This window comes from Micromonospora sp. (assembly GCF_048594385.1).
Lineage (GTDB): Bacteria > Actinomycetota > Actinomycetes > Mycobacteriales > Micromonosporaceae > Micromonospora > Micromonospora wenchangensis.
Map to the genome: position 1 here is coordinate 1 of NZ_JBMDWU010000576.1, position 20,745 is coordinate 20,745.

Annotated in this window: 21 protein-coding genes and 1 pseudogene; 10 read left to right on the forward strand and 12 right to left on the reverse strand. The window is 71.0% G+C overall.

All coding sequences use genetic code 11. From position 1 onward, the window contains the following. A pseudogene (locus ACOJTC_RS30315) lies at nucleotides 1–457 on the reverse strand (phosphoenolpyruvate carboxykinase); the annotation flags it as partial. A gap of 358 nt (nucleotides 458–815) precedes the next feature. Here ACOJTC_RS30315 and ACOJTC_RS30320 point away from each other — a divergent pair. Then, on the forward strand, nucleotides 816–1,352 hold the full coding sequence (locus ACOJTC_RS30320) for a GtrA family protein (RefSeq protein ID WP_232378585.1): 537 nt from the start codon (nucleotides 816–818) through the stop codon (nucleotides 1,350–1,352). Between the two features lie 62 nt (nucleotides 1,353–1,414). Further along, complete coding sequence (locus ACOJTC_RS30325; protein WP_420119444.1) at nucleotides 1,415–2,140, forward strand: GtrA family protein; 726 nt, start codon at nucleotides 1,415–1,417, stop codon at nucleotides 2,138–2,140. 38 nt (nucleotides 2,141–2,178) lie between these two features. Here ACOJTC_RS30325 and ACOJTC_RS30330 read toward each other — a convergent pair whose 3' ends face one another. Both ACOJTC_RS30330 and ACOJTC_RS30335 read right to left on the reverse strand, forming a co-directional pair. Further along, nucleotides 2,179–2,751, reverse strand: a complete 573-nt coding sequence (locus ACOJTC_RS30330) for a PH domain-containing protein (protein ID WP_420119445.1) — start codon at nucleotides 2,749–2,751, stop codon at nucleotides 2,179–2,181. A gap of 115 nt (nucleotides 2,752–2,866) precedes the next feature. Beyond that, nucleotides 2,867–3,742, reverse strand: coding sequence for a biotin--[acetyl-CoA-carboxylase] ligase (locus tag ACOJTC_RS30335; protein WP_420119446.1), 876 nt, complete (start codon nucleotides 3,740–3,742; stop codon nucleotides 2,867–2,869). 110 nt (nucleotides 3,743–3,852) lie between these two features. Between ACOJTC_RS30335 and ACOJTC_RS30340 the strand changes: the two genes are divergently transcribed. Further along, nucleotides 3,853–5,433, forward strand: a complete 1,581-nt coding sequence (locus ACOJTC_RS30340; RefSeq protein ID WP_420119447.1) for an acyl-CoA carboxylase subunit beta — start codon at nucleotides 3,853–3,855, stop codon at nucleotides 5,431–5,433. 36 nt (nucleotides 5,434–5,469) lie between these two features. On the opposite strand, the gene ACOJTC_RS30345 is transcribed toward ACOJTC_RS30340, so the two are convergent. From ACOJTC_RS30345 to ACOJTC_RS30360, 4 genes are all read right to left on the reverse strand, one after another. Beyond that, a complete protein-coding gene (locus ACOJTC_RS30345) occupies nucleotides 5,470–6,372 on the reverse strand; it encodes a hypothetical protein (protein WP_420119448.1) in 903 nt (300 codons plus the stop codon). Continuing rightward, on the reverse strand, nucleotides 6,369–6,866 hold the full coding sequence (locus ACOJTC_RS30350; protein ID WP_204927473.1) for a SigE family RNA polymerase sigma factor: 498 nt from the start codon (nucleotides 6,864–6,866) through the stop codon (nucleotides 6,369–6,371). The genes ACOJTC_RS30345 and ACOJTC_RS30350 overlap by 4 nt, the downstream gene beginning before the upstream one ends. 72 nt (nucleotides 6,867–6,938) lie before the next feature. Next, a complete protein-coding gene (locus tag ACOJTC_RS30355) occupies nucleotides 6,939–7,931 on the reverse strand; it encodes a ketopantoate reductase family protein (protein ID WP_420119449.1) in 993 nt (330 codons plus the stop codon). A 93-nt stretch (nucleotides 7,932–8,024) separates the two neighbouring features. Continuing rightward, nucleotides 8,025–8,768, reverse strand: coding sequence for a M50 family metallopeptidase (locus tag ACOJTC_RS30360; RefSeq protein ID WP_357929141.1), 744 nt, complete (start codon nucleotides 8,766–8,768; stop codon nucleotides 8,025–8,027). A 360-nt stretch (nucleotides 8,769–9,128) separates the two neighbouring features. Here ACOJTC_RS30360 and ACOJTC_RS30365 point away from each other — a divergent pair, with 360 nt between their 5' ends. Next, nucleotides 9,129–9,881 carry a GH25 family lysozyme gene (locus ACOJTC_RS30365; protein ID WP_420119450.1) on the forward strand — a complete coding sequence of 251 codons (753 nt, stop codon included), beginning with the start codon at nucleotides 9,129–9,131 and terminating at the stop codon, nucleotides 9,879–9,881. Nucleotides 9,882–9,980: 99 nt separating this feature from the next. On the opposite strand, the gene ACOJTC_RS30370 is transcribed toward ACOJTC_RS30365, so the two are convergent. Beyond that, complete coding sequence (locus ACOJTC_RS30370) at nucleotides 9,981–10,214, reverse strand: hypothetical protein (protein WP_088643959.1); 234 nt, start codon at nucleotides 10,212–10,214, stop codon at nucleotides 9,981–9,983. Nucleotides 10,215–10,304: 90 nt separating this feature from the next. Then, on the reverse strand, nucleotides 10,305–12,392 hold the full coding sequence (locus ACOJTC_RS30375; RefSeq protein WP_420119451.1) for a protein kinase domain-containing protein: 2,088 nt from the start codon (nucleotides 12,390–12,392) through the stop codon (nucleotides 10,305–10,307). A 91-nt stretch (nucleotides 12,393–12,483) separates the two neighbouring features. Here ACOJTC_RS30375 and ACOJTC_RS30380 point away from each other — a divergent pair, with 91 nt between their 5' ends. The 5 genes from ACOJTC_RS30380 (at nucleotide 12,484) to ACOJTC_RS30400 (ending at nucleotide 17,093) form a co-directional block, all read left to right on the forward strand. Beyond that, nucleotides 12,484–12,696, forward strand: a complete 213-nt coding sequence (locus ACOJTC_RS30380; protein WP_420119452.1) for an acyl-CoA carboxylase subunit epsilon — start codon at nucleotides 12,484–12,486, stop codon at nucleotides 12,694–12,696. Between the two features lie 126 nt (nucleotides 12,697–12,822). Further along, a complete protein-coding gene (locus ACOJTC_RS30385; protein ID WP_420119453.1) occupies nucleotides 12,823–13,293 on the forward strand; it encodes a hypothetical protein in 471 nt (156 codons plus the stop codon). 1,354 nt (nucleotides 13,294–14,647) lie between these two features. Next, nucleotides 14,648–15,763, forward strand: a complete 1,116-nt coding sequence (gene mycP / locus ACOJTC_RS30390; RefSeq protein WP_420119458.1) for a type VII secretion-associated serine protease mycosin — start codon at nucleotides 14,648–14,650, stop codon at nucleotides 15,761–15,763. Between the two features lie 10 nt (nucleotides 15,764–15,773). Beyond that, nucleotides 15,774–16,430, forward strand: coding sequence for a Maf family protein (locus ACOJTC_RS30395; RefSeq protein ID WP_420119454.1), 657 nt, complete (start codon nucleotides 15,774–15,776; stop codon nucleotides 16,428–16,430). 9 nt (nucleotides 16,431–16,439) lie between these two features. Further along, complete coding sequence (locus ACOJTC_RS30400; protein WP_145917890.1) at nucleotides 16,440–17,093, forward strand: O-methyltransferase; 654 nt, start codon at nucleotides 16,440–16,442, stop codon at nucleotides 17,091–17,093. Nucleotides 17,094–17,262: 169 nt separating this feature from the next. On the opposite strand, the gene ACOJTC_RS30405 is transcribed toward ACOJTC_RS30400, so the two are convergent. From ACOJTC_RS30405 to ACOJTC_RS30415, 3 genes are all read right to left on the reverse strand, one after another. After that, nucleotides 17,263–18,018: an ABC transporter permease gene (locus ACOJTC_RS30405; protein WP_145917889.1), complete on the reverse strand. Its 756-nt coding sequence runs from the start codon at nucleotides 18,016–18,018 to the stop codon at nucleotides 17,263–17,265. 17 nt (nucleotides 18,019–18,035) lie between these two features. Further along, a complete protein-coding gene (locus ACOJTC_RS30410) occupies nucleotides 18,036–18,995 on the reverse strand; it encodes an ATP-binding cassette domain-containing protein (RefSeq protein ID WP_420119455.1) in 960 nt (319 codons plus the stop codon). 116 nt (nucleotides 18,996–19,111) lie between these two features. Continuing rightward, the gene (locus ACOJTC_RS30415; protein WP_420119456.1) at nucleotides 19,112–19,774 is read right to left on the reverse strand and encodes a PadR family transcriptional regulator; all 663 of its coding nucleotides are present in this window, start codon (nucleotides 19,772–19,774) and stop codon (nucleotides 19,112–19,114) included. A gap of 130 nt (nucleotides 19,775–19,904) precedes the next feature. Here ACOJTC_RS30415 and ACOJTC_RS30420 point away from each other — a divergent pair. Further along, nucleotides 19,905–20,745: biotin carboxylase N-terminal domain-containing protein (locus ACOJTC_RS30420; protein WP_420119457.1), on the forward strand; the 841-nt coding region annotated here is incomplete at its 3' end.

A 20,745-nucleotide genomic window follows, 5' to 3' on the forward strand; every position in this document is an offset into this window, starting at 1 on the left:
CGTACGGGCTGTCGGTGATCTCGACGCCGAACATCGGGTTCTCGGCCTCGACCGGGCCCATGCAGAAGGGGATGACGTACATCGTCCGGCCGCGCATCGCACCCCGGTACAGCTCGGTCATCGTCCGCTTCATCTCGGCCGGCGCCATCCAGTTGTTGGTGGGGCCGGCGTCCGCCTCGTCCACGGAACAGATGAAGGTGCGTTCCTCCACCCGGGCGACGTCCGTGGGGTCGGTGCGGGCGTAGAAGGAGTTCGGCTTCTTTTCCGGGTTCAACCGGACGAGGGTGCCGTTGTCGACGAGTTCGTCGGTGAGACGCCGCCACTCCTCGTCGGACCCGTCCACCCAGACCACCCGGTCGGGGGTGGTGAGTTCCGCGATCTCCCGGACCCAGGCGAGCAGCTTGGGGTGGGTCGTGGGGGCCTGATCGATCCCCCGCACAGTAGCCGGAGCAACCATGACTCATCTCCTTGTGGTCGACGCTGACCGATTTATGGGATGCACGAGTCTCGGCGGACGCGGGCCGCGTCGCCTTCGTGGAAACCTGGGATTGGCCTCAGCGTAAACCGGGCGGACCCGCGAGTCAGTGGGACTGGTTGTGAAGAACTGCACAAGGTGCGGCCCGGCTGCGGTAACACGAGCTGATACCCGCTTTCACGCGCACTTTCACGCAAATCCTTCGACGAACTGTCGACGGACGCGGGAACGCCCCGCGGACGGTGGGGGACCCGGGTCGACCCACGGCGCGGCGGCGGCTCGCCGGTGGCGCCCCGTCCGCGACGCCGGTTACCGGTACGCTCGCGAGGTGGCCGCGACGATGACCGGGGACCAGCCGGGTGCCCCGCAGACCCGCCCGGGTCTGGTTCGTACGCTGCTGGACAGGTTCGGCCACCTGCTGCGTGAGTTGAGCAAGTTCGCCACCGTGGGCGGGGTGGCCTTCCTGGTCGACTTCGCGCTGTTCAACTACCTCACGCTGGGGCGCGGCGTCGAGCCGGTGACCGCGCGGGTCGTCTCCACGGTGATCGCGGCGACCGTCGCCTTCGTGGGCAACCGGTTCTGGACCTGGCGGCACCGGGTCCGCTCCAATCCGGCCCGCGAGTACGCGCTGTTCTTCTTCTTCAACGCGGTCGGCCTGGGCATCGCGGTGGCCTGCCTGGCGGGCAGCCGGTACGGGCTGGGCAGCATCTGGCCCGGCGTGTTCCGCACCCCGCTGGCCGACAACATCGCCAGCTACGTGGTGGGCACCGCCCTCGGCACGCTGTTCCGGTTCTGGTCGTACCGACGGTTCGTCTTCGTCGAAGCGGGAACTCCCGCCGTCACGGAGGCGACCAGCGACCCGTCGTCCGGGTCGTGACCGGTCGCCCACCCCGTCCAGCCGGAGTTCCCGGCACCGTCCTCAGCCCTAAGGTGTTGCGCATGCGTCTTGTCCGTCTGCTGCCCGAGCGCTGGCAGAAGTTCATCCGCGAGGCGCTCAAATTCGGCATCGTCGGGGGCGTCAACACCGTCATCAATTACGCGGTGTTCAATGCTCTGGCACTCACCGTTTTTGTCGACGGTCAACTGAAGGCGACGGTCATCGCCACCATCGTGGCGACGATCACGTCGTATCTGATGAATCGTCACTGGACGTACCGGGATCGACCGAAAGCGGCACTCCAGCGCGAATACGCCCTGTTTTTCCTGTTCAACGGTGCCGGTCTGATCATCGAACTCGGCGTCCTCGCCGCCGCCAAGTACGGCCTCGGGTTCAACAGCCTGCTCGCGCTCAACGTGGCCAAGACCGGCGGCGTGCTGCTCGCCACCCTGTTCCGGTTCTGGTCCTACCGGACCTTCGTCTTCCAGCCGGTCCCCAAGCACGCCGAGGAGACCTGGCACTCCATCAAGCGCGACGAGTGGGACACGATGGCCGAGCTGGACCCGGTCGCCGAGCTGGCCGAATCGGTCAGCGAGCTGGAAGAGGCCCAGAGCCAGGCCGAGGACCACACCACCCCGGCCACCGGGACGCCGGCCCCGACCGCCGAACCGGTGTTCAAGCAGGGCCGGGGCGGCACCCTAGGCCCCGCCGCCGCCGGCGGTGACCTGGGGGCGGAACTGGCCGCCGAGCTGCACGCCGGCACCACCCCCCGCACGCCGCGCCCCTGACCGGCCCCGGGGGACACCCGGGCCGGCGGGCCGCCGAATCAGCCGGTGGTGTCCCGCAACGGCTTGCCCTCGCGCATGTCGGCCAGGATGTCGCGCATCTCCCCGTCGCCCAGCGTGTGCTTGTCGTGCTGCGCCTCCACCAGCTCGTAGAGGGTGGTCTGCACCCGGTCGACCCGGGGCACGTCGACGAGCACCGACTGCCCCCGCTCGCCTGCCGACTCGATGGTGAGCGTGCCGCAACCCAGCAGCCGTTCGGTGAACCGCTGGGTCATCGAGTGGTCGTTGATCCGGGCCAGCGGCAGGTCCCGCCGGTGCCGGGAGAAGACACCCTCCTGGAGCAGCACCCGCTCGTTGGTGAACAGGTAGTGCGTGCTGCGCCAGACCAGGAACGGCCACAACCCCAGCCAGAGCACCGCGATCAGGAACAGACCGGCGAGCACGGCGAGCACGAGCGCGCCACCGTCGCCGTCGGGCAGCAGGAGCCAGCCCGCCACCACCGCCGCGACACCGAGGACCAGCACCAGGACCGGCCGCGACAGCGCCTTCCAGTGCGGGTGCAGGTGCAGGACGACGTGCTCGTCCTCGGTGAGCACGTCTTCGGGGAACGCCACGGGAACCTCCTCGGCGACAATCGGACGCGCTGACCGTAACCGGTCGGGGCGACCCACCGGATCAGCCGGGCGGACCGCCGTGCATCCCGCGCACGAACCGACCGTGGGCCGCCGGTCACCGCAGGTGCAGCACGTCCCCGGCGGCCAGCCTGCGCTGTCCGGCGGCGGTGTCGACGAGCAGGTGCCCGTCGGCGTCCACCCCGGTGGCGAGCCCGGTCAGGTCGGTGCCGTCGGGCAGCAGCACCCGAACCCGGCGGCCCACGGTGACGCAGGAGGCCAGGTACGCCGCGCGCAGGCCGCACGCGTCGGCGTCCCCGCCGGCCAGCCGCCACCGGGCGTACCAGTCGGCGAGCGCGCGCAGCAGGGCCCGCAGCAGCGGGTCCCGGTCGGTCGCGGTGGCCCCGGCGAGTTGCAGCGAGGTCGCCGGCAGCCCGGTCGGGTTCTCCGGCAGCTCGTCGGCGCGCAGCGTCACGTTCAACCCGACTCCGAGCACGATCGCGGGGGGCTCCGCCGCACCGGCGGCCGGCACCTCCTCGGCCAGGATGCCGGCGCACTTGGCGTCCCCGATCAGCAGATCGTTGGGCCACTTCAGACCGGCGTCCAGTTCGGCCAGCCGGGAGACCGCCTCGACCAGCGCGACCCCGGCGAGCAGCGGCAGCCAGCCGTACCCGGTGGGGGCGGCCGGCGGCCAGTCGCGGTCGGCGACGGGCTCGCCCGGCCGCAGCAGCACGCTCGCCGCGAGACCCGCCCGGGGCGGCGACTGCCAGGCCCGGCCGCGTCGGCCCCGGCCCGCGGTCTGCCGCTCGGCGACCACGACCAGGCCCTCCGGCTCGCCGGCCCGCGCGGCGTCGGCCGCGTCGGCGTTGGTCGAGCCGGTCTCCGGCCGCAGGTCCAGCCGACGCCAGGGGCCCGACGGCGCGGTCAGCGCCCGGGACAGCCGCGCCGCCGACAGCGGCGGTCGGTCCAGATCGGTGTACGGCGAACCCGGCATCCCGCCAGCCTACGGGCCCGGTCGACACGCGCGCCCGACCAGCCTCCGGCGGAAGCTACTGAGGCGTACTGCACAGCGGCGTCGGCCTGAACCATCGTTATATTCCCAGGGTGACTACCGAGACCGGGACCAACATCCACAGCACCGCGGGCAAGCTGGCGGACCTGGAGCGCCGGGTCGACGAGGCGGTGCACGCGGGCGCACGCGGCGTCGAGAAGCAGCACGCGCGGGGCAAGAAGACCGCCCGGGAGCGGATCGACATGCTCCTGGACGAGGGCTCCTTCGTCGAGCTGGACGAGTTCGCCCGGCACCGGTCCACCAACTTCGGGCTGGACCGCACCCGCCCGTACGGCGACGGGGTGGTCACCGGCTACGGCACCGTCGACGGCCGGCAGGTCTGCGTCTTCGCGCAGGACTTCACCGTCTTCGGCGGCTCCCTCGGCGAGGTCTTCGGGGAGAAGATCGTCAAGGTGATGGACCTGGCCATGAAGATCGGCTGCCCGGTGGTCTTGATCAACGACTCCGGCGGGGCACGCATCCAGGAGGGCGTCGTCTCGCTCGGCCTCTACGGCGAGATCTTCTTCCGCAACGTGCGGGCCAGCGGGGTCATCCCGCAGATCTCCCTGATCATGGGCCCGTGCGCGGGCGGCGCGGTCTACTCCCCGGCGGTCACCGACTTCACCGTGATGGTCGACCGCACCTCGCACATGTTCATCACCGGCCCGGACGTCATCAAGACGGTCACCGGCGAGGACGTGGCGATGGAGGAACTGGGCGGCGCGCGTACCCACAACACGCGCAGCGGCAACGCGCACTACCTGGCCACCGACGAGGACGACGCGGTCGACTACGTCAAGGCGCTGCTGTCCTACCTGCCGTCGAACAACCTCGACGAGCCGGTGGTCCTCGACGCGCCGACCGACCTCGACGTCACCGACGCCGACCGGGAACTGGACACGCTGATCCCCGACTCGGCCAACCAGCCGTACGACATGCACCGGGTCATCGAGCACGTCCTCGACGACGGTGAGTTCCTGGAGGTGCAGCCGCTCTACGCGCAGAACATCGTGGTCGGCTACGGCCGGGTCGAGGGCCGTCCCGTCGGGGTGGTCGCCAACCAGCCGATGCACTTCGCCGGCACCCTGGACATCGCCGCCTCCGAGAAGGCCGCCCGGTTCGTACGCACCTGCGACGCGTTCAACATCCCGGTGCTGACCTTCGTCGACGTGCCCGGGTTCCTGCCCGGCACCGGCCAGGAGTGGGACGGCATCATCCGCCGGGGCGCGAAACTCCTCTACGCGTACGCCGAGGCGACCGTCCCGAAGGTCACCGTGATCACCCGCAAGGCGTACGGCGGCGCGTACGACGTGATGGGCTCCAAGCACCTCGGGGCGGACCTCAACTTCGCCTGGCCGACGGCGCAGATCGCGGTGATGGGCGCGCAGGGCGCGGTGAACATCCTCTACCGGCAGGAGCTGGCCGCCGCCGAGGACCCGGCCGCCGTCCGCGCCGAGCGGATCGCCGAGTACGAGGACACCCTGGCCAACCCGTACGTCGCCGCCGAACGCGGGTACGTCGACGCGGTGATCCCGCCGCACGAGACCCGGACCCAGATCGTCCGGGCGCTGCGGGTGCTACGGACCAAGCGGGAGACGTTGCCGCCGAAGAAGCACGGCAACATCCCGCTGTAGCCGCCCCGCCGCGCGGGATCGGGGCGTCCCCACGCATCAGCAGGGGGTGTCGGCGGCCGGGCAGAGGCGTTTCGCGGCAGTTCCGCCCAGCGCGAGCAGGTCGGGCTGGCTCATCCCCGGCCCGGTGCCGTCGACCCGGTCGGCCACCGTGTCCGGGGCGGGCACCACCACGGTGACCAGGTCACCGACCCGGACCACCAGGGTGGTCTCGATGCTCGCCGCCGCGCCGACCGGTCGTCCGCCGGTATGCGCCCGGGGTTGCTGCGCGACGTGCCGCAGCAGCACCGACTGGTCACCGGCGAAGTCCCGCGCCGCCGGCTCCCAACGGTGCTTCTGTTCGGTGGCCACCGGCTGCTGGTCGGCGGCGAGGGTGGACGCGTTGAGGGTCCACTCGGCGCAGGCGTTGAGCAGCCGGTCGATCTCGCCGAACAGCCACCGCCCCCGGGCCAGCTCGATGCGGTAGACGTCCTGGCTGAGCACGGGCGTGGCCGGCTGGCCGGCCCGGGTCGTCGGGCGGAGCAGGGTCTGCGACCGGGAGGCGCGGGACACCGACAGTTGGGCGCTGACGTCGCGTTCCCGCCCACACGATTCGAGCAGCGGGTCGATCCGGACGGCCTCCCCCAGGCCCGTGTCGCCGAGCCGCTCGCCGGTCTTGGTGGGCAGGTCGGCGGGGGTCAGCAGGGCATCGAGGGGGATCTCCGTCCGAACCGGGGCGGACACGGGGGCCGCGACCGGGGCGGTGGGCGTCGCCGGCCCGGTGGGCCGCTCCCGTGCCACCACGGCGGCACCGGCCAGCACGACGAGCACCGTCACCGTCGACAGCACCGCCGTACGACGGCTGCGGCGGCGGGCGCGGGCCCGCAGCTCCGCCGGCTCGGGCCAGCGGACCTCGCGCAGGTCCCGGTGCAGCCGGTCGACGAAGGTCAGCTCCTCACTCATCGGACCTCCTCCAGATCGCCACCGGCGAGTAGCCCGGCGAGCGCGGTACGCCCCCGGGAGAGCCGGGCCTTGACCGTGCCCACCGGGGCGGCGGTCTCCCGGGCCACCTCGGCCACGGGCATGCCGAGCAGGTAGTAGAGGGCGAGCGCGGTGCGCTGCTCCTCGGGTAGTTGCCGCAGGGCGGCGACCACCTCCAGGGTTTCGGTGCCGGGGCCGGGCACGCTCTCGGTCGTCACCCCGTGCCGCAGGTAGGCGCGGGCCCGGCTGCGCAGGCTGCGCCACCGGCTCACCGCGATCCGGGAGGCCACCACGCGTACCCAGGCTTCCGGGTCGTCGTAGCCGCTCACCGTCGACCAGCGTTGCCAGGCCCGGATGTACGCCTCCTGCACGGCGTCCTGCGCCTCGGCCAGGTTGCCGGTGAGCGCGTAGACGAAGCCGAGCAGCCGTTGCCGGCTGCCCCGGTAGAACTCGTCGAAGCCGTCGACGTCCGGCACCCTGGTTACCTCCCCCGTGGCGGTCAGAGGTGACACGCGTGCCGCGCCCCGGTGGGTTGCGTGCTCAGCCGGTCATTCTGCCCGCTCCAGCAGGGCGGTCAGCTCGGCGAGCGGGAAGGTGCCGGCGGGGAGGCGTTCCCGGGCCAGCCTCCGGACCGCCGTCTGCACGGCGGCGTTGGCCGGCGTGGGCACCCCGTACCGGCGGCCGAGCAGCACGATCTCGCCGTTGAGGTGGTCGACCTCGGTGGTGCCGGCCGCCCGGGTCAGGCTCTGCCAGGTGGAGCTGCCGCTGCGCGGTTGCCCGTCGACCGGCCGGGTGCCGACCCGGTCCCCGCGTTCGGCGCGTTCCTCCTCGTCGGAGGGGTGGGCGATGCCCGCGGCGGCGAGCACGGCGGCCCCCTCGGCCCGGACCCGGTCGAGCAGCCAGTCCGGCAGGCCGGCGCCGAGCAGGGCCTGCACCCCGTTGCCGAGGTTGTTGAGCAGCTTGCCGTACTTCCACCGCATCACGTCGTCCCGGACGGGGGCGAGGAAACCGGCGGCGGTCAGGTCCGCCGCCACCGCCGCGTCGACGTCGTCGGCACCGCCCGGATAGCGGCCCACGTGCAACATCCCCGGGTACGGGTGGCCGCTGGCGATCACCACGCCCGGGTCGAGGTGGGTGGCCGGCAGCCACACGCAGACCGGATGTACGTGCGCGAACAGCCGCAGCGCGGTGGGCTCGTTGGCCACCCCGTTCTGCGCGGTGAACAGGGGCAGCCGCTGTCCCGCCGTACCGCCGCCGGCGACCGGGGCGTCCGCCCAGGTGTCCAGGGCCGCCCAGGTGTGCTGCGACTTGACCGTCAGCACCAGCACGGTGTCGGCGGGCAGCGGCTCGGTCCCCGGCCCGTCGGTGGCCGGCCCCCGCCAGGTCACCGCCCGCTCGGGGGTACGCAGGGTGAGCCCGTCGCGCCGGATCGCCGCCAGGTGCGGCCCGCGCGCCACCAGCGTCACGTCCCGGCCGGCCTCCCCCAGCAGTACGCCGATGGTGCCGCCGACCGCGCCCGCTCCGATGATCAGGTATCGCATCCGACCGATTCTGCCCGCATCCGCCCAGGTGGGCGACCCGACGCCGGGGTGCCACCGGTCACCCCGGGTTCGGCGCGGGATGCGCGTCCCGGGTCAGAGCGGGATGCCCGCCTCGGCGAGCAACGGACCGGCGAGCAGGACCGCGCCGACGGCGAGGGCGAACAGGTTGACCAGCCCGAAGACGAACACCCAGAGCAGCGCCGGGAAGGGCGTCAGGTGGGCCAACTGGTCGGCGTCGGATTCGGGCATCCGGCCCCGGCTGCGCAGCCGTTGCAGCTCGAAGACCGGCCGGACGCCGCCGAACAGCAGGAACCAGACCGAGGTCCAGGCGAACACGGCCTGCACCTGCGCGGTGGCGTACCAGGAGACGACGAGCACCACCCCACCGGTGACCAGCAGGGACAGCACCCCGAAGACGTTGCGGACGAGCAGCAGCATGGCGAGCAGCAGCGCGACCGCGACCCAGAGCAGCAGGGTGATCCGGTTGCCGCCGAGCAGCCAGGCACCGCCCAGGCCGACCAGCGACGGCGCGACGTACCCGGCGAGCAGGGTGAGGATCATGCCGGGGCCGGTGGGGCGGCCGGCGCTGAGGGTGAGGCCGGAGGTGTCCGAGTGCAGCCGGATGCCGTGCAGCCGCCGTCCGGTGAGCAGCGCCGCCAGGGCGTGACCGCCCTCGTGGGCGATGGTCACCGCGTTACGGGCGACCCGCCAGGACGAGCGGACCGCGACGACCACCAGCGCGGCCACGGCGGTGAGCACCACCAGCAGGGGCGGCGGGTCGGGTTGGGCGCTGAACAGCCGGTCCCAGAGGTCGCCCAGCCCGTCGATCGACACCATGGCCGGGGAGCCTACCCGGCCGGTTCGTGTCACTCGACGGTCGTCGCCTCGTATCGTGTGAGGCTGACCGGGCGGCGAGCGGAACGGGAGGTGAGGGCCGGTGAGCGCGACTCCCCTGGAACACCACGTCGGCCGGCGAGACGCTGACCCTGGCCGAACCGTTCCGGTGGCAGCTCGACCCGGCCGCGCTGCGCTGAGCCAGCCCGCCGTCTGATACCACCTCCGACCTGCCCTGACCGGTTCGGATCACCGCACATCGACTCGACCGTTGTCGATGAAAGTTTCCTTAGGGCCCCTTGCGATCAAGGGCAGGAATCTCCAAAGATTGGCGTCAATCGATTGGCGTCCCTGGAGGAATCCATGACCCGTACCAGAGTGTCGTTGCGCCGGCTGTTCGCCGCCGGTCTCACCGTGGCCGCCACCGCGGCCGCGGCCCTCGTCGTCACGGCCGGACCCGCGGCCGCCGCCACCACCGCCGGCGTCGACGTCTCCCACTACCAGGGCTCCATCAACTGGACCAGTGCCCGCAACGCCGGAATCGAGTTCGCCTTCATCAAGGCCACCGAGGGTACGAGCTACAAGGACCCGAACTTCAACGCCAACTACGTCAACGCCTACAACGCCGGGGTGATCCGGGGCGCCTACCACTTCGCCCGGCCGAACATCTCCTCCGGGGCCACCCAGGCCGGCTACCTCGCCAGCAACGGCGGGGCCTGGTCGGCGGACAGCCGCACCCTGCCGGCCGCGCTCGACGTCGAGGCCAACCCGTACAGCGGCGGCACCTGCTACGGGCTGTCCACCACCGGGATGCGCAACTGGATCCAGGACTTCCTCAACACCTACCGCTCCCGCACCGGCCGGTACGCGGTCATCTACACCACCACGAGCTGGTGGAACCAGTGCACCGGCAGCTGGACGGGCCCGTGGGGCAACCACCCGCTCTGGCTGGCCCGCTGGTCGAGCTCGCCGGGCACCCTGCCGGCCGGCGCCCCGGTCTGGAGCTTCTGGCAGTACACCAGCACCGGCAGCGTCCCCGGGATCAGTGGCGGCGTCGACCGAAACTACTGGAACGGCGACCGCTCCCGGCTGATCGCGCTGGCGAACAACACCTGATCGCCCCCGGACACGGCTCGGCGGCAGCGGGACCGGTCATCACCGTACGGTCGATGGCTGGTCCGGCTGCCGCCGTCGCGGGTCGTGGACCCCGTCGGGTCAGGCACTCTTCCGGCTGGTCAACGGCATGGTCACGGCATCCGTGGCGGTGGGCATCGCGGTCCGTCGGCTCAGCCGCCAGGCGGCGACCCCGGCGGCGGCGACCGTCACGACGGCGATCGACACGACCAGCGCGGCCACGCCGGCGCTGAGCAGCAGCAGGACGACATCGCCGAGGGCGACGAGCATCCACAGTGCCAGTCTCGGCCGGGCGTCCCTGCGTCGGTAACTCATCTCGCTACCTCCTTCCGTCGTCCCGGGTCAGATACCCCGGATGACGGAAAGTCATGCGAAACGATTTAACCCCGGCGGGAATCCCCCGGGTCAGTTCTTCCGGTCCGGGACGAACCGGCTGGTGATCAGGGCGAAGTTGGCCAGGTTGGCGTTCCAGTCCTTCGCCGCCACCTCCCACCGGATCGCGTACCCCCGGTTGGTGGCGGTGACGAAGCCGCGGTTGCGGACGTGGATGCGGGTGTTGTCCCGGCTCTCCAACCAGTCCCAGTCGGCGCAGGTGCGGTAGCCGCCGCACGCCTTGATGTCGAGGTACTGGTAGTTGTTGACGTAGTTGCTCCGGTTAGGTTCCTGCTCCTTCCAGTCGGCGACCGCGTCCTTCTTCGGGCTGGGCGTCCACTGGATGAACAACTCCCGCACCCCGTTCGGCTCGGTGATGACCACCGCGTCGGAACGGACGCTGCGCCGCCAGCCCTTCGGCACCGGGACCTTGAACGTCGGCCCCTGGTACATCTCCCAACCCTCAGGCAGCGCGTTCGGGTCGGTGGAAGGGGTGGCCGACGGCGTCGGGCTGGGCGCGGCGCTCGTCGGGGGCGGGGGTGCCGGAGCCGACGTGGGAGCGGCGGAGGACGCGGCGGCGCTCGTCGGGTCGGTGGCCTGCGGCGTGCCGTTCCCCGGGTCGTCGGAGCGGGTGAGCAGCGGGACGGCCAGCGCCAGGCCCACCAGCAGCACCGCGACCAGCGCGCCGATCAGCAGGTTACGGCGCTTGTGGTCCGGCGGCGTCCCGTCGTACACCGGGACGGAGGCGACCCCGGCGGACCCGGCGGGCGGGCTGACCGGCGCGTCCAGCACGGCGGTGGGGTTGGCCGGCGCGGGCTGGTCGGCCCGGACCGGAGGGTCGATCTTGCTGGTCGGTGCGGCGTCCGCGTCGGCCGGTGCGACAGCCTCGCCGCTCGACGCAGCGTCCTCGCCGGTCGCAGGAGCATCGGCCGAATCTCCCGGGCCGGTCGACGCGGCGTCGGCTCCGGTCGGCGGGGTGACCTTCGTGGTGGGCCCGGCGTCCACCCCGGCCGGCACCATGGCGGTGGCGTCCGTACCCACTGTCGACGCCCCGGTGACGACCGTCGGCTCCGCCGCGCCACCCGTCGTGGTGGCGCTGTCCGCCGCCGCCTTGGCGGCTGCCGCCTTCGCGGCTGCGGTGCCGGTGGCGGCGCCCGCAGCGGCGGCCAGGGACGACGAGGTCTTCGCGCCGGTCCCGCCCTGCGCCGGTCGGGGCGCCGGCACCACCGGGGTACGCGGCTCACGCGGGCCGTTCGGCCCCGGCCGGCGTACCCCGTCGAGTAGGGAGATGCCCCGGGCCCGCTTGCCGGCGGCGCGGCGCAGCATGCGCTCGGCGACCTCGGCGGTGATCCGCTCGGTCGGGTCCTTGCGGAGCAGGCCGGTCAGCACCGGCTTCAACGGGCCGGCGTTCTTGGCCGGCGGCAGCGGCTCCGTGGCCAGCGCGGCCAGGGTGCCGATCGCCGACGGCCGAGCGTACGGCGACTTGCCCTCCACGGCAGCGTAGAGCGTCGCCCCCAACGACCAGAGGTCCGCCTCCGGCCCGGCGGTGCCGTCCCGGGCCCGCTCCGGCGCGATGTACGCCGGCGAGCCGAGCACCATGCCGGTACGGGTGACGTTCGGGTCGCCGGGGATGGTGGCCAGTCCGAAATCGGTCAGCACCACCCGGCCGTCGGTGCCGAGCAGCACGTTGCCCGGCTTGACGTCCCGGTGCATCACCCCGGCCTTGTGGGCGGACTTCAGCGCGCCCAGCACGCCCAGGCCGATCTCCACCGCGCGGGCCGGCGACACCGGACCGTCCTCGGCGAGGGTGTCCTGCAACGACTTCGACGCCACGTACTCCATGACGATCCACGGGTCGCCGTCGGTGCGCAGCACGTCGAAGATGCGGACCACGTTGACGTGGTTGAGCCGGGCGATCGCCCGCGCCTCACGCAACGACCGCTCCCGCATCTCGCGGCGCTCGTCGTCGGTCAGGCTCGGCGGCGGGACGAGTTCCTTGATGGCGACGTCCCGGTGCAGCACCTCGTCGCGGGCCTTCCAGACCCGGCCCATGCCGCCCTGACCGAGCGGCGAGAGCAGCCGGTACCGGTCAGCGACGAGTTGGGAAGGCACGTCAGACATCGGTGAGACGGTACCCGGCCCCACCAACGCGTACACCGCCGGCACGCCACTGTGCGACGTGGGTCAAGTTGTCGACGCGTACCCTGGCGTCATGTCTGCCGAAGAGCCGCTGTTCCGGGTCGTCAGGGGAGTCCCGACCGCCGAGGAACTGGCCGCGCTGGTGGGCGCGATCGCGCTCCGTTCCCGGCCGGCCGGTCCGCCCCCGCCGGTGGCGAGGTCCGCGTGGGCGCGCAGCGCCCGCCCGGCCGGCGCGGCCCCCGCGCCCGGTCACGGTGCCTGGCGCGCCTCCGGCCTGCCCCGCTGACGCTCTCCCCCGCTGCGCGGCCCGGGTACGCCCAGCCGTCCCGCTGCGCGGGGCGGGGCTGCCGAGACCGACACCTTGCCACTAATCTCACTCTGGGAGATGGCGTCGTGACGGTCGGGAGGGCCAGTGATCCCAGAGGAGGGCCGCCCAGCTTCCGGGGTGGGTGACTACGGCGGCATCGAGGCCGACATCCGACAGATGAGGGAGTTCGCCGACCGGCTCCAGAACGAGGTCGCCCGGAACTACACGCCGCACCTGCGCTACATCGCCGACGACATGACCGCCGCCGTGCCCAACCCGTGCGACGCCTTCATCGAGCTGGTGCACTTCCTCCAGGCGCACTGGGAGACCCAGCAGGCCACCTCCGACCTGGTGCACGGGCTCGCCGGCAACACCGGCCGGCTGGCCGCCGCAGCGCACCGGATCGCCACCGACTACCAGGGCTCCGACGCGTTCGCCGACGCCCGGGTGGCCGACGTCGAACGCGCCCTGCACAACCCGCGGATCGCCGCGTCCGCCCTGCTCACCGACCGTTCCTCGTGGACGGCCCCCGAACCCAACAGCCCCGAGAATCCGGGCCCGGTGGTGCTGCCGTGATCGAACGGGGCAGCGGCCGGACGTCCGGCCTCACCGACTGGCAACTGATGGACGTGCTCAGCATGTGGGCGTGCCTCCAGGACCAGGAGACGCCGGGGCACTGGAAGCACGTCGCCGGCTGGCGCAAGGTCTGTGAACTCGCCCAGAACCACCTGCGGCAACTCCGGCAGTACCGCGCCGGCCTCGCCGAGGCCTGGCCACCGGCCACGAACGCCGCCGCCAGGACGTACCTCGGGGAACTCGACGCGCTGATCAACAAGGTGCAGCGCACCCACGACACGGCGGCCGCCAACCACGACGCCCTCGCCGCCGTCGCCCGCGCCATCGACAGCACCAGGCCCGAACTCAAGCGGATACGCGACGACTACGCCGAGAAGCTCGCCCGCAAGCGCGGGTACGAAGCGACGTTGGCCGACCCCCGGGCGGCGGCGGGCAGTCGGGTGGTGGACCCGCCGGTGACCGACGCGGACCTCGAACGGCTCAACGTACAGGCACGGGGGTTGATGTTCGGGCTCAGCGGCGAACTCCAACAAGCCCAAGCCATGCTCCAAAAACCCCCACCTCCACCTCCCCAGCTTCCAGTAAAAGACATTTCAAATTCAGACGTCTATAACAACACGGGAAGCGTGGCAATACCCCCTATAATTCCGGTTTCAATGAACACTGGCGGGGGCACCCGTCAGCCATCATCCACAAAACAGACTATACTGACTCCACCCACTACTCAAAGTGGACCAGTGCTAGGCAACGCGGGCGCTACATCCACCCAACAAATCCCCACCGCAACAGGCCAAACTCCTTCAGTAGGGGCATCCCCGAACAGCGCGCAGCCAATTTCTTCGGCAACACTTCCACCAACTCAATCAAGTTACACCAGCTCCAAACAACGGCCACCAGCGAGCCCTCTTCGATCGCTAACCGAAAACCAACCGGGAGCCCCCCAGCGGGTCCCTCCGCGCGCTACGCCTCTAAATGGGCTGATCGGCAGCATCCCCGGCATGGGCATTCCTCAACAGCCTGGCGACCCACCAACGCGGAAGATTAATCCAGTTGGAGGCGTAATCGGTGGCGGGGCTGCCGGAACCGCGCCAACTGGAGGAGCCGGATCACGACCGGGCGGGCGGCAACCAGGGGGCCTTCACATCCCTCCGATTGGAGGCCCCGGCGGGGCCATGAACACGGCATCGACAAGGAGTGGTCGGGTCGGCGGTTCCGACACGCCCAAAAGGCACTGGGATCCTGATCAGCCATGGGAGGTCGAAGAGGGCATAACGCCGATCGTTCGACCGCCCGACGATGACCCCCCGATAGACCCCGGCCCGGCAATCGGGTTTAACCGGTGAGCCGCCTATTGATTATCACGTTAGCGGCAGTCGCAACTCTCGGAACCACACTCCCCCCTACTTACTTCCCATCGGATGGCTCGGATCGAATCCGCGCGGACCAGTGGCATCTTCGCTACCTCAAGACAACAGAGGCGCAGTCCATTAGCCAAGGCGAAGGCATCATAGTCGCACTCCCAGACACTGGCGTGTCACCGCACCCAGACCTAGCTGACAATCTTCTCCCAGGAGTGGACCTAGTTACAGGGGAAGGCGCGGGGCATCGAGACCGCGATGGTCACGGAACTGGCATGGCTGGTCTAATTGCAGCTCACGGCAAGGGACACAAAGGCGCCTTGGGTGTCGCCCCGAAGGCGAAAATACTTCCCATTTACGTATCACCAAAAGGCGAGTCTACCGCGAATGCAATGGCCGCCGGCATAGAGTTTGCAACCAGGCAGGGCGCAAAAGTAATCTGCATCTCCAGCGGTGGATCCGCAAATGACCGCCTTCGAGTGGCAATCAAAACTGCACTTCAAGCAGACATGGTCATCGTTGCAGCTGCTGGCAACACTCCCGATGACAGCACTGTCACCTACCCCGCAGCAGAGGATGGCGTGTTAGCGGTCGCTGGCATTGGCCGAGAAGGTAGACATGCACCGAGTTCTGTGAGTGGGCCGGAGGTTGATGTCGTCGCTCCGGCGGTGGACATCTACAGCACCAGCATCAACGGCAGGTACCGCAAGGGCACCGGGACGTCCGATGCCACCGCCATTGTGGCCGGGGCTGCGGCGTTGGTCCGGTCGAAGTACCCCTACCTCCCCGCCGCCGAGGTCATCCACCGGCTCACCGCGACCGCTGTCGACAAGGGGCCACCCGGCCGGGACGACGAGTACGGCTACGGCGTCATCGACCTGGTGGCCGCGCTCACCGCCGACGTACCCCCGCTGGGTTTCGAGGGTGCGACGGTGACCCCGCCGAGCGGCGCGACGAGTGCCGCCGCGCAGCCTGCCGGCGGTGACGGCGACGGCGGTGCCACCGTGCGGGGGTGGGTCACGCTGGGGGTGATCGCGGCGACCGGGGGTGGATTCCTGGTGTGGCGTCGGCGTCGACGTGCCGGCGACCCGCCGCCGAGAATCAGCCGGTAGCGTCGGCCCCGTGTCGAACTCCCTGCCGCTCCGTCTCGTGCTCGCCTCACAGAGCCCTGCCCGCCGCAAGTTGCTCCAGGCTGCCGGGATCGAACCCGACGTGCTGGTCAGTGGCGTCGACGAATCCCTGGTGGTCGCGGAACGGGCCGAGGATCTGTGTCTGGAGTTGGCCCAACGCAAGGCGCAGGCCGTCGCCGACCGGCTGCGTTCCACTCCGGACGCGCGGATGCTCGTGTTGGGTTGTGACTCGGTGCTCGCGTTCGACGGCGACATCCTCGGCAAGCCGGCGGATGCGGCTGACGCGACCCGCCGGTGGGAGCGGATGCGTGGACGCAGTGGGGTGCTGCACACCGGCCACCACCTGGTCGATGTGGGGAACGAATCGCAGGTCGGGGCGGTGGCCTCGACGGTCGTGCACTTCGCCGACGTCACCGATGCGGAGATCGCGGCGTACGTGGCCACGGGCGAGCCGTTGGCGGTGGCCGGCGCGTTCACCATCGACGGGTTGGGTGGGGCGTTCCTGACCGGGATCGAGGGTGATGCGGGCACGGTGGTCGGGTTGTCGTTGCCGCTGCTCCGTCGGCTCCTGCACGATCTGGGGCTGAGCATCACGGACCTGTGGACGAAGGTCGCGCCGGGCGCCCAGGAGGTCGAGCCGCTCGGCTAACGTCCGGTCATGACCACGAAGCCGTTGCCGCTGACGCCGGAACTACAGGCCTACATCGTCGCCCATGGTTCCCCGCCGGACGAGATCATCCGTGACCTGGCAGAGGAGACGCGGGCGGTGCTGCCGGCGCACGCCGAGATGCAGGTGGCGCCGGAGCAGGCGGCGTTCCTCACCTTCCTGACCCGGTTGCTGGGCGTCCGGCAGGCCGTCGAGGTGGGCACGTTCACCGGGCTGTCGTCGTTGGCGATCGCCCGGGGGCTGCCCGAGGACGGCCGGTTGACCTGCTTCGACATCTCGGAGGAGTTCACCGGCATCGCGCGGTCGTACTGGCAGCGGGCGGGGGTGGCCGACAGGATCGAGCTGCGGATCGGCCCGGCTGCCGAGACGCTGCGGGAGTTGCCGCACGAGCGGCACCTGGACTTCGCCTTCATCGACGCCGACAAGGTCGGTTATCCGGTCTACTGGGCGGAGCTGGTGCCCCGGATGCGGGCCGGCGGGGTGATCGCGGTCGACAACACGCTGCGCGCCGGCCGGGTGCTCGCCCCGCGCGACGAGGCCGACCGGGCGATCGCCGCCTTCAACGACGAGGTGCTTGCCGACGTACGCGTCGACGCGGTGCTGCTGCCCCTCGCCGACGGCGTCACCCTCGCCCGGGTGCGTTGACCGGCCGGTCGGGGGAGCCCGGCACGATCGACTCCCCTGGGCCGATGTTGCGGTGTCCACCTCGCACCGATACCGCTACATCGGCGACATAAAGTCGATCACCTCCCCGGGACGGGGCGCCGGTCCGACGCGACGGGCGCGTGACCGGGCCCCGCCCGGGGTGGGATCGTCAGCGGACGCTGCGGGCGAACTGGCGGGCCGCCCAGAAGACGCCGGCGGCGGCGAGCACCGCGATGATGGCCAGCCCCTGCCACACCTTGTCGTTGGCGAGGTCACCGGCGAACAGCGCCCGGGTGCCGTCGACCGCCCAGGAGAACGGGTTCCACTCGGCGACCCCCTGCAGCCAGCCGGGGGCGAAGGTGAGCGGCAGCAGGATGCCGGAGAGCAGCAGCACCGGCTGGGCCACGGTGTTCATCAACGGGGCGAGCGCGTCCTCGCTCTTGACCTTGAGGGCGACGCCGTACGAGACGGCCGAGGTCATCAGCGCGATCAGGGCCAGCATCAGGTATGCCAGCAGCAGGTCCCCGATGAAGACCCGCAGGTCGAACAGGAGCGCCAGCAGGGTGATGATGACCGCCTGCACGATCAGTGAGACGACGTCGCGCAGGGAGCGGCCGAGCAGCAGGGCGAGCCGGCTGATCGGGGTGACCCGGGACCGCTCGATGACCCCGGCGCGCAGCTCGGCGATCAGGCCGAAGCCCTGGAACAGCCCGCCGAAGATGGCGAGCAGCACCAGCAGACCGGGTACGAAGATCTTGTACGCGGCGGCCTGGGTGGGCGCGTTCAGTGCCGGCTTGAGCAGCGGGGCGAAGAGCAGCAGGTACATCACCGGCTGGAAGACGCCGACGAAGACCCAGACCGGGTTGCGCAGCAGCAGTTGAAGTTGGCGTTGGAAGATCAGCCAGGTGTCGCGGGCGAATTTCATCCGTGGTCTCCGGTGTCTCAGGACTCGCGCAGCGAGCGGCCGGTCTTGGTGAGGAAGACGTCGTCGAGGCTGGGGCGGTGCAGCTCGATGGAGCTCATGACCAGCCCGGCGTGGTCGAGCCGGCGCAGGACCTGCGGGATGGCGGTGGCGCCCTCGTCGACGTAGAGGCGCAGCCCGCCCTCGTCGACGGTCTCCAGCTTGTTGAGGTATTCCTCGCTGTCGAGGAGTTGGGCGGCCTGCGGGGTGCTCGCCACGTCCAGGCCGACCAGCACGACGTCGCCGGAGATCTCCCGCTTCAGCTCGGCCGGGGTGCCCTCGGCGACCACCTCGCCGTGGTCCATGATCGCGATCCGGTCGCAGAGCGCGTCGGCCTCGTCGAGGTAGTGCGTGGTGATGAAGACGGTCATCCCCTCGGTACGCAGCCGACGGATCTCGTCCCACCTGTGCGCACGGCTCTGCGGGTCGAGGCCGGTGGTCGGCTCGTCGAGAAAGACGATCTTCGGCTCGTGGATGATGCCGAGGGCGATCTCCACCCGCCGCCGCTGGCCGCCCGAGTAGGTCTTGCACTTGCGGTCCGCGTACTCGGTGAGCTGGAAGGCTTCCAGGGCGCGGACCGCGCGGCGGTGCGCGTCGGCCTTGCCGATGCCGTACATCCGGGCGTGCAGGACGAGTTCCTCGCGGGCGGTGCTCTCGTCCCAGGTGCTGCCGCCCTGGGCGACGTAGCCGATCCGGCGGCGTACTTCGGCCGGGTCCTTGCGCAGGTCGGCGCCGGCGATGGTGGCCTCACCGCCGTCCGGCTCGATCAGCGTGGCGAGCATCCGCAGGGTGGTGGTCTTGCCGGCGCCGTTGGGGCCGAGGAAGCCGAAGATCTCTCCCGCCGGGACCTGGAGGTTCACCCCCCGGACGGCGTCGACCGTTTTCGTCTCCCGACCCTGCCGGGAGCGGAACGACTTCCGCAGCCCTCTGGTCTCGATCATCTTTACTCCTGGTCGTCCGGGCCGGGTGGTGCCGGCCGTCGTCTGCCCCCGTGACGCCATGCGGCGCGCTCCCGCCAACGGGCCGGAAGCAGGCTAACGCGATATAGCTTTTCTAGTCAACGTTGATTATTGCTTTTCTCGCCTGGTGACGGAGCGTCGTCGGTCGTGTCACCCTGCGGAGCGCCGTCGGTAAAGCCGGGCCAGACGTCCGCCCCCGTCAGCCCAGCAGGCAGGTACGACACCCCGGAGTCGATCCGCTCGGCGATCCGCCCGCACCACGCCATCTCCGCCTCGGCACGGGCCAACCACAGCTCGAACATCCAGGTCACGTGCACCGGTTTGCTGTTGCGCACCCAGTCGGAGTCCAACGAGGCACGCATCGACTCGACACCGGCACGCAGCAGATTCGCCCGGTTGCGCAGCGCCGCCGCCGCCTCCTCGCGGGGCATCGCCGGCAGGAACGAGAAGGCCGACGCGAACGGGTCCGGCACCTCGTGCAACTGCCACCACTGCGCCCGCAGCAACGTCTCGAACTCCTCGTCCCCCTTGGGCGTCACCTCGTACGTGGTGCGCGCCGGACGGGCACCGACCTGCTCGGTGGCGACCGTCCGCAACAGGCCCTCCTCGGTCAGCTTGCGCAACGCGTGGTAGATCGAGCCGGGCTGCACGTTCGCCCACTTGTCGGCACCCCAGCTCAACAGCTCGCGGCGCACGTCGTAGCCGTGCACGGGCTGCATCCACCGGACCAGCCCCAGGATCATCAACCGAGTCGCAGACACCACACAAGCGTAATAACCAAGTTTGACTAGTCGAGCACCCCACAGTGCGACATCCCACACTGAGTGATCGTTAGGGGGCCTCCGGGCTGCCGATACACTCCCGAGGCAACGACCCCGGGAGGAGCACCAGGTGCGCAAGGTACTCATCGCGAACCGTGGCGAGATCGCCGTCCGTGTCATCCGGGCCTGTCGCGACGCCGGCCTGGGCAGCGTCGCCGTCTACGCCGACTCCGACCGGGACGCCCTGCACGCCACCCTCGCCGACGAGGCGTACGCCCTCGGTGGTGACACCGCCGCCGACAGCTACCTGCGCATCGACAAGCTGATCGAGGTGGCCCGGCGGGCCGGCGCGGACGCCGTACACCCGGGTTACGGCTTCCTCTCCGAGAACGCCGACTTCGCCCAGGCCGTGCTGGACGCGGGCCTGACCTGGATCGGACCGACCCCGCAGGCGATCCGCGACCTCGGTGACAAGGTCACCGCCCGGCACATCGCCCAGCGGGCCGGCGCGCCCCTGGTCCCCGGCACCGCCGATCCGGTCGCCGACGCCGACGAGGTGACCGTCTTCGCCGTGGAGCACGGCCTGCCGGTCGCCATCAAGGCCGCCTTCGGCGGGGGCGGGCGGGGCCTCAAGGTGGCCCGCACCCTGGAGGAGATCCCGCACCTGTTCGAGTCGGCCACCCGGGAGGCGGTCGCCGCGTTCGGGCGCGGCGAGTGCTTCGTCGAGCGCTACCTCGACCAGCCCCGGCACGTCGAGGCGCAGGTCCTGGCCGACCGGCACGGCAACGTGGTCGTCGTCGGCACCCGGGACTGCTCCCTGCAACGACGGCACCAGAAGCTGGTCGAGGAGGCCCCCGCGCCGTTCCTCACCGACGCGCAGCGCCGCCAGATCCACGACAGCGCCAAGGCGATCTGCCGGGAGGCCGGCTACCACGGCGCGGGCACGGTGGAGTACCTGGTCGGCGCGGACG